Source organism: Stenotrophomonas sp. STEN014 (assembly GCF_056760315.1).
Window position 1 is genome coordinate 41,715 of sequence record NZ_JBRREN010000005.1, and the last position, 13,789, is coordinate 55,503.

At 65.7% G+C, this 13,789-nt stretch carries 14 protein-coding genes; 4 read left to right on the forward strand and 10 right to left on the reverse strand.

Annotated elements, in window-relative coordinates; all coding sequences use genetic code 11:
- Positions 1–295 precede the first annotated feature (295 nt).
- Complete coding sequence (locus ACVOMC_RS08515; protein ID WP_481523606.1) at positions 296–1,945, forward strand: catalase; 1,650 nt, start codon at positions 296–298, stop codon at positions 1,943–1,945.
- A 171-nt stretch (positions 1,946–2,116) separates the two neighbouring features.
- Positions 2,117–2,725, forward strand: coding sequence for a DUF937 domain-containing protein (locus ACVOMC_RS08520; RefSeq protein WP_481523607.1), 609 nt, complete (start codon positions 2,117–2,119; stop codon positions 2,723–2,725).
- Between the two features lie 94 nt (positions 2,726–2,819).
- On the opposite strand, the gene ACVOMC_RS08525 is transcribed toward ACVOMC_RS08520, so the two are convergent.
- Entirely contained in the window at positions 2,820–3,227 is a 408-nt protein-coding gene (locus tag ACVOMC_RS08525) for an RNA-binding S4 domain-containing protein (protein WP_054659037.1), read from the reverse strand.
- Positions 3,228–3,333: 106 nt separating this feature from the next.
- Between ACVOMC_RS08525 and ACVOMC_RS08530 the strand changes: the two genes are divergently transcribed.
- Positions 3,334–4,827 (forward strand): MATE family efflux transporter, encoded by a 1,494-nt coding sequence (locus ACVOMC_RS08530; protein ID WP_054659039.1) that lies wholly within the window; start codon positions 3,334–3,336, stop codon positions 4,825–4,827.
- A 353-nt stretch (positions 4,828–5,180) separates the two neighbouring features.
- On the opposite strand, the gene rplS is transcribed toward ACVOMC_RS08530, so the two are convergent.
- The 7 genes from rplS to ffh all read right to left on the reverse strand — a co-directional run bounded on the left by rplS (position 5,181) and on the right by ffh (position 10,763).
- Positions 5,181–5,579: a 50S ribosomal protein L19 gene (gene rplS, locus ACVOMC_RS08535; RefSeq protein ID WP_057506378.1), complete on the reverse strand. Its 399-nt coding sequence runs from the start codon at positions 5,577–5,579 to the stop codon at positions 5,181–5,183.
- Positions 5,580–5,720: 141 nt separating this feature from the next.
- Complete coding sequence (trmD, locus tag ACVOMC_RS08540; protein ID WP_481523608.1) at positions 5,721–6,494, reverse strand: tRNA (guanosine(37)-N1)-methyltransferase TrmD; 774 nt, start codon at positions 6,492–6,494, stop codon at positions 5,721–5,723.
- A gap of 5 nt (positions 6,495–6,499) precedes the next feature.
- Entirely contained in the window at positions 6,500–7,015 is a 516-nt protein-coding gene (gene rimM / locus ACVOMC_RS08545; protein ID WP_481523609.1) for a ribosome maturation factor RimM, read from the reverse strand.
- A gap of 40 nt (positions 7,016–7,055) precedes the next feature.
- Positions 7,056–7,316, reverse strand: a complete 261-nt coding sequence (rpsP, locus tag ACVOMC_RS08550) for a 30S ribosomal protein S16 (protein ID WP_054659045.1) — start codon at positions 7,314–7,316, stop codon at positions 7,056–7,058.
- Positions 7,317–7,432: 116 nt separating this feature from the next.
- Positions 7,433–8,218, reverse strand: a complete 786-nt coding sequence (locus ACVOMC_RS08555) for an aminotransferase class IV (protein ID WP_481523760.1) — start codon at positions 8,216–8,218, stop codon at positions 7,433–7,435.
- A 5-nt stretch (positions 8,219–8,223) separates the two neighbouring features.
- Entirely contained in the window at positions 8,224–9,294 is a 1,071-nt protein-coding gene (locus tag ACVOMC_RS08560) for an NAD(P)H-dependent flavin oxidoreductase (RefSeq protein ID WP_481523610.1), read from the reverse strand.
- Positions 9,295–9,383: 89 nt separating this feature from the next.
- Positions 9,384–10,763, reverse strand: coding sequence for a signal recognition particle protein (gene ffh, locus ACVOMC_RS08565; RefSeq protein WP_057506380.1), 1,380 nt, complete (start codon positions 10,761–10,763; stop codon positions 9,384–9,386).
- Positions 10,764–10,873: 110 nt separating this feature from the next.
- Between ffh and ACVOMC_RS08570 the strand changes: the two genes are divergently transcribed.
- On the forward strand, positions 10,874–11,665 hold the full coding sequence (locus tag ACVOMC_RS08570) for a cytochrome C assembly family protein (protein ID WP_481523611.1): 792 nt from the start codon (positions 10,874–10,876) through the stop codon (positions 11,663–11,665).
- Positions 11,666–11,680: 15 nt separating this feature from the next.
- Here ACVOMC_RS08570 and radA read toward each other — a convergent pair whose 3' ends face one another.
- Both radA and ACVOMC_RS08580 read right to left on the reverse strand, forming a co-directional pair.
- Positions 11,681–13,075, reverse strand: coding sequence for a DNA repair protein RadA (radA, locus tag ACVOMC_RS08575; protein ID WP_054657078.1), 1,395 nt, complete (start codon positions 13,073–13,075; stop codon positions 11,681–11,683).
- Between the two features lie 31 nt (positions 13,076–13,106).
- Entirely contained in the window at positions 13,107–13,787 is a 681-nt protein-coding gene (locus ACVOMC_RS08580) for a lysoplasmalogenase (protein ID WP_057506382.1), read from the reverse strand.
- Positions 13,788–13,789 lie beyond the last annotated feature (2 nt).

A 13,789-nucleotide genomic window follows, 5' to 3' on the forward strand; every position in this document is an offset into this window, starting at 1 on the left:
AAGACCGCAACGTCGATAACCCGCACGCGAGGCCGGGTTCTGTGCACCGCCTTGTTTGCGATCTGCGACACCGGAGTGGTCGAGAAGGCCGCCGGCAGCTACCGCTACGCGAAATTTTCACATCAACCGAACGCTTGCCCCGCCCGGCACGGGTAGCAAGAGGGCCCGCGAATTCCAACTGGAACTTTGATAGCCAATCACTATCACTGCGAGCACATCATTCGATTACCCATTTCACCACGGCATGGCTACAGTCAGGGCTGGAAACCCATCCCCCGCCCCGCTGGAGCCAGCCATGAGCAGCAACGACACCAAGCCGACCTGTCCGTACCACAGCGCCCCCTCCCCCGAGCAGGCCGCACAGTCGCAGCGTGACACCAGCACCACCCCCAAGCAGCAGCATGGCGACGCGGCGGTAACGCCGCTGACCACCGCCTTCGGTGCGCCGGTGGTGGACAACCAGAACAGCAAGACCGCCGGCCCGCGCGGCCCGTTGCTGATGGAAGACGTGTGGCTGCTGGAGAAGCTGGCCAACCTCAACCGCGAGATCATTCCCGAGCGTCGTATGCACGCCAAGGGCTCCGGTGCATTCGGCACCTTCACCGTCACCCATGACATCAGCAAGTACACCCGCGCCAAGCTCTTCTCGGCGGTGGGCAAGCAGACCGAGATGTTCGCCCGCTTCACCACCGTGGCCGGCGAGCGTGGCGCCGCCGACGCCGAGCGCGACATCCGGGGCTTCGCGCTGAAGTTCTACACCGAGGAAGGCAACTGGGACCTGGTCGGCAACAACACCCCGGTGTTCTTCCTGCGTGATCCGCGCAAGTTCGGCGACCTCAACAAGGCGGTCAAGCGCGACCCGCACACCAACCTGCGCAGCGCCCGCAACAACTGGGACTTCTGGACACTGCTGCCGGAAGCCCTGATGCAGGTCACCGTGGTGATGAGCGACCGCGGCATCCCGCGCAGCTTCCGCCATATGAACGGCTTCGGCTCGCACACCTACAGCTTCACCAATGAAGGCGGCGAGCGCTTCTGGGTGAAGTTCCATTTCATCACCCAGCAGGGCGTGCAGGCGCTGACCGATGCGCAGGCCGAAGTGCTGGTCGGCAAAGACCGCGAAAGCCATGGCCGCGACCTGTTCCAGGCGATCGAGCGCGGCGAGTTCCCGAAGTGGAAACTGTTCGTGCAGGTCATGCCGGAGCTGGAAGCGGAAACCTACCGCATCCATCCGTTCGACCTTACCAAGGTCTGGCCCAAGAGCGATTACCCGTTGATCGAGGTGGGCGAGTTCGAACTCAATCGCAACCCGGTGAACTGGTACCAGGACGTGGAGCAGTCCGCATTCGCCCCCAGCAACCTGGTACCGGGTATCGGTCCGTCGCCGGACAAGATGTTGCAGGCACGCCTGTTCGCCTACACCGATGCGCAGCGTTACCGGCTGGGCGTCAACCACCACCAGATCCCGGTCAACGCCGCCCGCTGCCCGGTATTCAGCAACCATCGCGATGGCGCCATGCGTGTGGATGGCAACTACGGCGGTCTGCCGCATTACGAGCCCAACAGCTACGGCCAGTGGCAGGAACAACCGCAGTACCGCGAGCCGGCATTGAAGATCCGTGGCGATGCCGACTTCTGGAACTTCCGCGAAGACGACAACGACTACTTCAGCCAGCCGGGCGCGCTGTTCCGCAGCTACAACGCCGAGCAGAAGCAGCGCCTGTTCGACAACACCGCCCGCGCCCTGGGCGATGCGCCGGACTTCATCAAGCAGCGCCACATCGACAACTGCAACAAGGCCGACCCGGCCTATGGTGCCGGCATCGCGGCGGCGCTGCAGAAGCTGGCCGCGGCAACTGCCCCGGCCGATCCGTTCGCGCCCCCGCCGCACCCGGGCAGCGATTTCCCCACCGCCACCCCGGGCGCCGAAGACATCGAGCTGTAAGCACCAACGACCGACACTTCCCTGCCATCACCGCCCGCCCAGCGCGGGCGGTGGTGCTTCCGGACCGCGCCACGCTGCAGACCTTCTTCCCGCAGCCGCCTCTGCCCTGGCTCTTCCGCCCGTGCCCGGGGGTACCATGCAAACAGCCTCCCACCGCAAGGATCCGTGCCGATGAGCCTGACCGACGATCTCCTCTCCCAGTTGCAGGGCGCACCGCTGCAACAGGTTTCGCAGCAACTGGGCATCGACCGCCAGCAGGCGTCTACCGCGGTCAGCGCGGCGCTGCCACTGCTAATGGGCGCCCTGGGCAACAACGCGGCCAAGTCGCAGGGCGCCGAGGCCCTGTTCGGCGCCCTGCAGAACAATCACAGCGGCCTGGACATCGGCAGCGTGCTGGGCGCGGTACTGGGCGGCAATAGCGCGACTCCGGCCGCCAATGGCGCCGGCATCCTCGACCACATCTTCGGCAGCAACCAGGCCCGCGCCGAAGCCGGCCTGGCCCAGGCCACCGGCCTGAGCCCGGGCACGTCGAGCCAGCTGCTGAAAATCCTGGCACCGATCGTGATGGCCTTCATCGCCCAGCGCATGAGCGGCGGGGGCACAGCCAACGCGGACGGCCTGGCGCAGATTCTGGGCCAGGAAAAACAGCAGGTGTCGCAGGCTGGGGGCATCGCGGGTGGGCTGCTCGGCAGCGTGCTGGACCAGGACGGCGACGGCCAGTTCGGTGTCGCCGACCTGATCAAGCTGGGCAGCGGCCTGCTCGGCAGCGGCAAACGCTGAACCTCACTGCCACTCACAAATCAACGCCACCGCTCCGGTGGCGTTCCGTTGTTGAAGATCCGCATCGGGTGATAGCAGCCCGCGCTGCTCGACGCTAATGCGCGTCAATATCCCCCAACGCCCGGATCAGCCGGCGCGCGCGCTTGTCCGGACGATGTTCCGGCGCCTGATAGCCGGTCCGCTCCGCAGCACGGCGCAGGCGCAGCGCTTCGCGCGCCTGTTTCGATGCAGCGGTCTCCTCGTAAAGCGCCTGCGCTACCGGTGCCGGTCCACGGCTATCACTCAGCCCGCGCACATTGAGCTGGACCACCTCTTCGCCACGCTGCACGCGCAAATCATCGCCTATCCGTATCGCCCGCGAAGATTTGGGTCGCTGTCCGTCCACCTCGACCTTGCCGGTGTCCACCGCCTGTTTGGCCAGGCTCCGGGTCTTGAAGAAGCGCGCGGCCCACAGCCACACATCCAGGCGGATACTCTCCACGGGAACTGCTGGGTGATTCATCGTAGTGCCCCGGCCTCCAATTTGTGACCGGGCGGTGGATACCCGCCTTCGGCCCCCTCATCTGCAAGGTGCTAGTGTGCCAGCCCCGAAACCGGCAGCCGCATCCATGTCGAAAGCCACGCATGCCCGCTCACTGACCGAAGGCCCGATCGGGCGCAGCCTGCTGCTGTTCGCGCTGCCTATTCTGGCGGGCAACATCGCCCAGTCGCTGAATGGCTCGGTCAATGCGATCTGGGTCGGCAAGTTCCTGGGCGAGGCCGCACTCACCGCGACGGCCAACGCCAACAACATCATGTTTTTCCTGATCGGTTCGGTGTTCGGCATCGGCATGGCCGCCACGATCCTGATCGGCCAGTCCATCGGTGCCAGGAATCTGCCGCAGGCGCGCCGGGTGATGGGTACCAGCGCCACCTTTTTCGTCGGTCTTTCGGCCGTGATTGCGGTACTGGGCTGGTTCCTGTCGCACCGGCTGCTGTTGGCGATGGGCACCCCGGCCGAATCGCTGCCGTTGGCTGACGCGTATCTGAAAGTGATTTTTCTGGCGATGCCGCTGCTGTACGCCTTCGCCTTTATCAGTGCCGCGTTGCGTGGCGCCGGCGATGCACGCACGCCATTCGGCTTCCTGCTGCTGGCCGTGCTGCTGGATATCGCCTTCAATCCGCTGCTGATCTTCGGGATCGGTCCGTTCCCCGAACTGGGCGTGGCCGGCTCGGCATGGGCCACGTTCTTCTCGCAGGCCTTGGCGCTGACCGCGCTGCTGCTGTATCTGCGCAACAAGCGGCACATGCTGTGGCTGGGCCGAAAGGATGCCCGGCTGCTGAAAATCGACCCGGTCATCCTCACCTCACTGATCCTCAAGGGCGTGCCGATGGGCCTGCAGATGATCCTGATCTCGCTGGCAATGATCATGATGATCACCATGGTCAACGGCTATGGCGTAGAAACCGCGTCGGCCTATGGCGCCGCGCTGCAGCTGTGGACCTATGTGCAGATGCCGGCGATGGCCATCGGTGCGGCCTGCTCGTCCATGGCCGCGCAGAATGTGGGTGCCGGCCGCTGGGAGCGGGTAGATTCCACCGCGCGGACCGGTGTGTTGTTCAATTTCCTGCTTACCGGCGCGCTGATCGCACCGATCATCCTGTTCGATCGCAGCACGCTGGCGCTGTTCCTGCCGGCGGCCAGCCAGTCACTGGAGATCGGCCGCCACCTGAACCACATCGCGGTCTGGTCGTTCCTGTTCTTTGGGGTGAACTTCGTGGTTGCCGGCGTGGTGCGCTCCACCGGTGCGGTGGTGCCGCCGCTGCTGATCCTGGCCGTGGCGATGTGGGGCATCCGTGTGCCCTTCGCCAAATGGCTGCAACCGCTGATGGGGGCCGATGCGATCTGGTGGAGCTTCCCGGTCAGTGCGTTCTGCTCGATGCTGATGATCATGGCCTATTACCGCTGGGGAAACTGGCGCAAGGCGAGCATGCTGGTCACGCCCGAGACCGACACTGTGGCCACGCCGGCGGAGATCGGCGCCGCGCCCCCGGCGCCCGTGGCCGATGTCGATATCGGCCTTGGGATGGAACCTGCTCCCGGCGATACGACAGCACGCTGATCCCCGGACGCCGTGTCCAGGTGCGGCAGTCTGTGCCGGGAGATTCCGGATTCAGTGCGATGCGGGAGATCGTGAGGACTCCAGCGCTCGTCGCGCCACGGCAAACGACGGCCAAACCATGCGCCCACGATCAGCCGGCCGACAACGCACTGAACCGGTCAGATCCAGCCAGGCTGCTACCGCACTGGACAAAACATCCCCTGATATAGCGATAACGCCACTGCCAGCAGGAAGCAACCCCCAACTTGCGCCGGCTTCCACCTCCGCCCGGAAGTATCTGTTCTGCCATAAACGCAAACGGCCACCCGAAGGTGGCCGTTGCTGCAGACTGGGTTTGAACCAGCCGGCGGGTATTACTCGGCAGCCTGACGGGCGGCCTTGGCGCGGGCGTTGCCGGCCAGGTCTTCCTTGATGCGCGCCTTCTTGCCTTCCAGGCCACGCAGGTAGTACAGCTTGCCGGAACGGACCTTGCCGCGGCGCTTCACTTCGACCGAGTCGATGATGGAGCTGTGGGTCTGGAACACGCGCTCGACGCCGTAGCCGTGCGAGATCTTGCGCACGGTGAAAGCGGAGTTCAGGCCGGCATTCTTGGTGCCGATCACGACGCCTTCGTAGGCCTGCACACGCTCGCGGTTGCCTTCCTTGACCTTCACGTTCACCACGACGGTGTCGCCCTGGCTGAATTTCGGCAGTTCGCGGGTGATCTGGGCGGATTCGAATTCCGCGACGATGGACTTGTTCAGCTTGCTCATTGGATTACACCGATTGTTTTCGGGTGGGCGTGTCGATTCGACAGCTTGGACTGATGCAGTCACCGGATTGCGCTGCACGTTTGTTGTTTTGTCTCCATCACCAGCCGATACCGGCTGGCGGGAATCGGAAATTATAGCCTACTAGCTGCCGTCGGCGCCAGTAGGCGGTGTCTGGATTTCCAGACCTGCCACAGCCTCGGCCAGCAGCTTGCGGTCAGCCTTGCCCAGCCCGGCCTCATCGAGCAGATCAGGCCGCCGCAAGGCCGTCCGGAGCAATGACTGCTGCCGACGCCAGCGGGCAATGGCGGCATGGTTTCCTGATCGCAACACCTCCGGCACGTTCCCCAGCGCATGGCTGGCGGGGTGGCTGTAATGCGGGCAATCCAGCAGGCCATCGCCCTCGAAACTGTCCTGCACCGCCGATTCGGCGTCGTTCAGGGCTCCCTCCTGCAGGCGGGTTACGGCGTCGATGATCACCGCCGCGCCCAGCTCGCCGCCCGACAGCACGTAATCACCGATAGAGATCTCCTCGTCCACCTCGCTGGCGATAAAGCGCTCGTCCACGCCCTCATAGCGACCACAGAGCAGGATCATCCGTGGCAGCGCCGCCAGTTCCCGGACCTTGGCCTGGCACAGCGGACGCCCCTGCGGGCTGAGGTAGATCAGCGGCGCCGGCTGTGGATCGGCGGCACGCGCGGCCGCCAACGCAGCCCGCAGCGGCTCGATCAGCATCACCATGCCAGGGCCGCCACCGAATGGACGGTCATCCACCCGCCGGTAATTGCCCTCGGCGTAATCGCGCGGATTCCAGCCATGCAGCTCCAGCAAGCCGCGCTCCTGCGCCCGCCCGACCACGCCAAGCGCGGCCGACTGGGCCAGAAACTCCGGAAACAGGCTGATCACATCCACACGCATGGGACTCAGAACTCCGGATCCCAGTCGACGACGATCAAATCGGCATCGAAATCGACCGATTTGACGAAGTCGTCCATCACGAACGGGATCATGCGCTCGCGGTCCCCGCGCACCACCAGCACATCGTTGGAGCCGGTACTGAACAGATGCGAGACCTGCCCCAGCTTGACCCCCTCCATCGTCTGCACGTCCAGGCCTTCCAGGTCGACCCAGTAATACTCGTCGGGCTTGGGCGGTGGCAGCGCACTGCGGGCGACATAGACCTCGGTGCCACGCATGGCTTCGACCACATCACGGTCGGTCACGCCCGGGAAGCTCGCGACCAGATGCTTGCCGGAATCACGGCCACGTACGCCGCTCACCTCGGATTCCTGCCCTGCAGGCGTACGCAGAATCCAAGGCTGGTAGTTGAAAATAGCGGAACGCGGCTCGGTCCAGGACTCGAGCTTTATTTCGCCGCGCACACCAAAAGCGCCGGCAACCCTGCCCAGCAGGATCCGGCGCTCAGAATCTTTCTTCATGACTTGTGACTGGGCCACGCTTTCGCGTGGCCCGTCAGAATCAGGCCGCAGCGGCCTGAGACTTGGTCGCTTCCTTGTACAGGTTGCGGACCTTGTCGGTCATCTGGGCGCCGTTGGCAACCCACTTGTCGACGCTGGCGATGTCCAGCACGATGCGCTGCTCTGCACCCTGGGCAACCGGATTGTAGTAACCGACGCGCTCGATGTTGCGGCCGTCGCGGGCGCTACGGACGTCGGTGACGATGATGTGGTAGAACGGACGCTTCTTGGCGCCGCCGCGGGTCAGTCGAATCTTGACCATGGTCGTTTTCCTTTGTTGCCCAGTCGCCAGGATGGCGCGGTAAGCCGGCGATTATAGCGGCGCTATTGCTCCATTCCAACCCCGGTCACCCGCAAAAACTGAACCGGCACCCTCGCCTACAGCGGCTGCCAGGCGGCATGGGCCTGTGCCTGCTGCAAGCGCAGGAGCAACTCGTCCGAGCCGCAGAAGTGCTGATCGCCGATCCGCGCCAACGACCACACACCGCTTGCGTTGCAGGCGGCGGCACCGCGGAACGCCGGGAGCGCATCCAGCATCACCTCCCGGCGGAGCTGCCGCTCACCTTGCCGCTGCAGGCCGTCAACCAGCAGCTGTTCGGTGGTGCCGCGCAGAGCTGCCGCCTGCGGCCAGACCACCTGGGCGCCATCCCAGAAAACGATGTTCCAGGTGCTGCCCTCGCTGATCCGGCCGGCCGTATCGACAAATACCGCGTCGTCGAAACCCTGCTGCACGGCCTGGCGGCGATGGTGGAAAAGCGGAAACGTTCCAAGATGCTTGATATGCGGCAAGTCACGCTGATAGGCCAGCGGCAGCACCGAGCGCGCCAGGGCCGGCCTCGCGGCCGGTGCACCGACCGCTATGAGCACATCCACGGGTACTGCGCGCAATGGCCGGCGGAAGTCGAAATTCCGCGCGAATACCGTGATCCGCACCGAGGCATCCACCAGCTCGCCGTGTTGCAATGCCTGCCGCAACCAAGCCCGCACCTGCACTTCATCCAGCGTCGCGTCGAACAGCTCGCGCGTCCCGTGCTGCAATCGCTGCATATGCAGCGCCCAGCCCTGTACCGCGCCGCCGCGTACCTGCAATGAAGTGAAGTGTCCGTAATTGACCAGCGCCGCACTGACCAGCGTCGCATCCACAGGCTCGCCGTTGCAGAACATTCCGCTCACAGCAATTCCCTTGCCTGCGTCCACAGCGAACGCTGGATGCCAGCCGCCGGCGCGCTGCGCGCCATCCATGCCGACTGGCCGGCCCAGGCCTGCATCGCGTCCAGCCGGTTTTCGATAGCAGCCTGTTGCCGCATCGGGGCGGTAAGCCCGCGCTGCACCGGATATGGGCGCGGCGGCGGTACATCGCCCGCGTCGGCCGCCTGCACATAGGCAGTAGCCAGCGCACGTCCCAGACGGCCACTGAATGCCCGGGTCGCGCAGGTGGCCTCCGGCTCCGCGGCGGCCAAGCCCTGCCGCCAGGCAACCGGGATATCGGATTCATCGGCGGCCAGAAACGCGGTGCCCACCTGCACCGCACTGGCGCCCAGCATCAATGCCGCTGCAACCCCGCGCCCGTCGGCGATGCCGCCCGCAGCGATCACCGGCACCTGCAAATGATCGACCAGACGCGGCAGCAGCGCGAACAGGCCCACCATCTGCCGCTCGGCCTGCGCGGCATCGAACGCGCCGCGATGACCGCCGGCCTCCATGCCCTGCGCGACCACCGCATCGGCACCGGCCGCTTGCGCCTGCATGGCTTCATCCAGGGTTGTGGCGCAGGCGAACCAGGCGATCCCTGCCGCCTTCAGCCGCTGCACCTGTTCAGTGGAAAGGATACCCATGATGGTCGAGGCCACCGCGGGGCGAGCGGCGACCAGCGCCTCGAACTGGGCAGCGAAATCAGGCGGCACAGTGTCACCGGCAGCCACCGGCACGGGCGGCCCCCACTGCGCGAGAAATCCGCGCGTGGTCGCCTCAGCGGCCGCATCACGCTGCGGCGCAGGATCGGGCAGCCACAGATTGATCTGCACCGGACCCGACGATTGCTCGCGGAACGCCGCCATCCACTGGCCGATCTGTTCCGGCGTGGACAGCACCGCGCCCATCGCGCCCATGCCACCGGTATTGGCCAGCGCCGCCGACAACGACACCGGGCAGGCGCCTGCCATGGGCGCCAGCAGGACCGGCAAGCCAACGCCAAAGCGCTGGCAGAAACGATCAACGCGCTGCCGGATACCGGGATTCATTACAAAACCCTATACAGGTGTCGGGAAACCACGGGCACGCGTTATCGCAGGCTCCCTGCGCGGCCTGCAGCGCCCCGCCGTCGGCCGGATCAGCGGAACGGCAGGCCGCCACGGCCCCCCATGGCGCCGAGCATGCCCTTCATGTTGCGCATCATGCCCTTCATGCCGCCACCGGCCAGCTTGCCCATCATCTTTTCCATCTGCATGTATTGCTTCATCAGCTTGTTGACGTCGGCCGGCTGGGTGCCGGAGCCGCGCGCGATGCGGGCACGACGCGAACCGTTCAGAAGGCCCGGATTGCGCCGCTCCTTCTTGGTCATCGAGTTGATGATGGCGATCATGCGCGGCACTTCCTTGCTCTGGCTGACCTGCGCCTTGAGGTGCTCGGGGATCTGTCCCAGGCCCGGCAGCTTGTCCATCAGGCCACCGATGCCGCCCATGTTCTGCATCTGCTCCAACTGGTCGCGCATGTCGTTCAGGTCGAACTTCTTGCCCTTGGCGACCTTCTCGGCGAGCTTCTGCGCCTTGTCCTTGTCGACCTGCTGCTCGACCTGCTCCACCAGCGACAGCACGTCGCCCATGTCGAGGATGCGGCTGGCCACACGCTCGGGATGGAACACATCCAGGCCGTCGACCTTTTCACCGGTACCGGTGAACTTGATCGGCTTGCCGGTGATGTAGCGCACGCTCAGCGCGGCACCACCACGGGCGTCACCGTCGGTCTTGGTCAGCACCACGCCGGTCAGCGGCAGCGCCTCGCCGAAGGCCTTGGCGGTGTTGGCCGCGTCCTGGCCGGTCATGGCATCGACCACGAACAGGGTCTCGGCCGGGTTGACCGCGGCATGCAGGGCCTGGATTTCGGCCATCATCGCTTCGTCGATGGCCAGACGGCCGGCGGTATCGACCAGCAGCACATCGGCGAAGGACTTGCGCGCGTCATCGATGGCGGCGCGGACGATGTCCACCGGCTTCTGCTCCGGGCTGGACGGGAAGAACAGTACGCCGACCTGGTCGGCCAGCGTCTTCAACTGCTCGATGGCGGCCGGACGGTAGACGTCGGCCGAGACCACCATCACCTTCTTCTTGCGCTTTTCCTTCAGGTGCTTGGCCAGCTTGCCCACGGTGGTGGTCTTGCCCGCACCCTGCAGGCCCGCCATCAGGATGATGGCCGGCGCCGGCACATTGAGGTTCAGATCGGACGCCTGCGAGCCCATCACCGCGGTCAGCTCGTCGCGCACGACCTTGATCAGCGCCTGGCCCGGGGTCAGCGACTTGAGCACTTCCTGACCGACCGCACGGATCTTGATCTTCTCGACCAGCGCCTGCACCACCGGCAGGGCGACATCGGCCTCCAGCAGGGCGATGCGCACCTCGCGGGTGGCCTCGCGGATGTTTTCCTCGGTCAAACGGCCGCGCCCACGCAGGCGCTCGATGGTGCCGGAAAGGCGCTGGGTCAGTGACTCGAACATGCGGCGGAACCTGCGGAAATCGTGGAAACAGAGTGGGCAAGTATAACGACCCCTCGCCGCGATCGCCGGTTCGCATCGCCAGCGGCAGGCCCGTATGCGAAACTGTTGCGATGACAATCGTTCTCATTGCCGCCCTGCTCTACCTATTGGCTACAGGCCTGCTGATCCGCGGACTGACAGCCGGCGCCAGCGCTCCAGCGCGCGGCTGGCTCGTCCCGGCCGTCACCGCGGAAGTCCTGCACGCCGGTTATCACGTGCTGGTGGCGCTGAACACTGTCGGCGGCCCGGATATGCACTTCTTCGCCGCACTGTCGCTGGTCGGGCTGGGCATGGCGCTGCTGACGACTCTGGTGGGTGCACGCGGCCGCATGGCGGCACTGGGCGTGGTGGCGTTTCCGTTGGCCGCGATCCTGCTGGTCATCTACCACGGCTACGGGCATGCACCGAGCAAGGCGCTGGGCTGGCAGCTGGCCACCCATGCGTGGCTGGCGTTGCTGTCCTATGCCACGCTGAGTATCGCCGCGCTGCTGGCGATGATGCTGTGGCTGCAGGAACGCGCACTGCGGCAGCGCGAGTTCCGCCCCTGGCTGCGCGCGCTGCCACCGATGGCGGACCTGGAAACCCTGCTGTTCCGCACGATCACCGTAGGCTTCAGCCTGCTGACCCTGACCCTGCTCACCGGCGTGCTGTTCGTCGACAACCTGTTGGCGCAGAAGCTGGTGCACAAGACCGTGCTCAGCGTGCTGTCGTGGATCGTGTTCGGCACCTTGCTGATCGGCCGGCGCCGTTATGGCTGGCGTGGCATCAAGGCCGTGCACTGGACACTGAGCGCGATGGTGCTGTTGTTGCTGGCCTTCTTCGGCAGCCAATTCGTCATCGAACTGGTGCTCAAACGCGGCTGATCGACTGCGGCGACGTCATTCCGCCGCCGCTTCCAGTGCCTGCGACAGGCGCTCCACCGCGATCACTTCCATGCCCTTGACCGATCCGGCCTTGGGCGCATTGGCCTTGGGCACGATGGCACGCTTGAAACCATGCGTGGCCGCCTCGCGCAGCCGGTCCTCGCCATTGGGCACAGGCCGGATCTCCCCGGACAAGCCGACCTCGCCGAAGGCGATGGTCTTGTCGGCCAGCGGCCGGTCCTGCAGCGAGGACAGCACCGCCAGCAGCACCGGCAGGTCCACCGCGGTTTCCTGCACGCGGATGCCACCGACCACATTGACGAACACGTCCTGGTCGCCAACCAGCACGCCCCCATGCCGGTGCAATACCGCCAGCAGCATCGCCAGCCGGTTCTGCTCCAGCCCCACTGCTACCCGGCGCGGATTGGACAACGGCGAGGAATCCACCAGCGCCTGCACCTCCACCAGCAAGGGACGGGTGCCCTCGCGCGTGACCATCACACAGCTGCCCGGCTGTCGGGTACTGCCACCGGAGAGAAAGATCGCCGAGGGATTGGGCACTTCCTTCAGGCCCTTTTCCCCCATCGCGAATACACCGAGCTCGTTGACCGCACCAAAGCGGTTCTTGAACGCGCGCAGCACGCGAAAGCGGCTGCCGCTCTCACCTTCGAAATACAGCACTGCATCGACCATGTGCTCCAGCACGCGCGGCCCGGCGATGCCGCCTTCCTTGGTCACATGCCCGACCAGAAACACGGCGGTACCGGTCTCCTTGGCGAAGCGCACCAGACGGGCGGCGCTCTCGCGCACCTGGCTGACCGAACCGGGCGCGGCGGTCACCGTCTCGGTCCACAGGGTCTGCACCGAGTCGGCCACGATCAACTTCGGGCGTGCGCTGGCGGCGTGCTGCAGGATGTGCTCGACGCCGGTTTCAGCCAGTGCATTGACGCCTTCCAGCGGCAGGTCCAGACGTACTGCGCGACCGGCCACCTGCGCCAGCGACTCCTCGCCAGTGACATAGAGCACCGGCAGCGTGCCGGCCATCTTCGCCACCGCCTGCAACAGCAACGTGGATTTGCCGATACCCGGATCTCCCCCCACCAGCACCACTGCGCCTTCGACCAGACCGCCACCCAGCACCCGGTCGAACTCGCCGATACCGGTGGACACACGCAGATGATCGGTCTGCTGGACATCCTTCAGCGCGGTGATCTTCGGCGCCTCGACCTTGCCAGCCCAGCCACTGCGGCGCGAGGCCGGCGATTTCGCCGCCGCCGCGCTTTCCAGCACGATCTCGCTGAGCACGTTCCAGACGCCGCACTCGGTGCACTGGCCCTGCCACTTGCTGTACTCCGCGCCACATTCGCCGCAGACATACGCGGTGCGGGCCTTGCTCTGGGTCTTGGCCATTGCCGGTTCCGTGAAGGGATGGCCGGCTACTTTAGCGCGGGCGATTCGCGCTGGCTGAGACCGAACAGGCAATGCACCATTGCGCCAGGTAGTAAGTGGACAGAACCAGCAACAGGGCCAGCGGCACGCCACCGGTGAAGCGGTCCCAGGCCAGTACCGAATCACTGGCGATGAACAGCACTCCCCCCAGCGCCGCCCGACCGCTCGAGTCGCGCGACGCACCACGCACCGGCTGCTGCAGGCGCCGCCCCAGGGCCGCGATCGCCATCAACGCCAGCACCCCCACGTAAACCAGCACCGGCAGTCGCAACGCAGCGGGCAGATAGGGCCACAGCAGCCACACATACCCCACCGCGTACGCAGCCAGGCACAACGCCGCCGGCAGCGCCGCGCGCCGATGCAACCCCGGCAGGAAGGCGCTGATATAGGCCAGATGCGCCAGCAGGAACGCGATCAGCCCGGCGACGAAATAGTCCCCGGGCAGCATCAGCCATACATCGCCCATCAGCGAGAACACCAGCCCCAGCACAATCCACCGGCGATACCGTCTGTCGGCATCGACCGCGGTGGCCGCCACGCCCAGGATCAGCAGTGTCGCCAGTGGCTTGCCTACGTAGTGCAGCGGCAGCCAGGCACCACCCGCCATACCCCCCAGGATCGCGCCTGCGGCGGCGATCACGATTCCTGCCGTCAGCACCTTGCGTCCGCCCATCG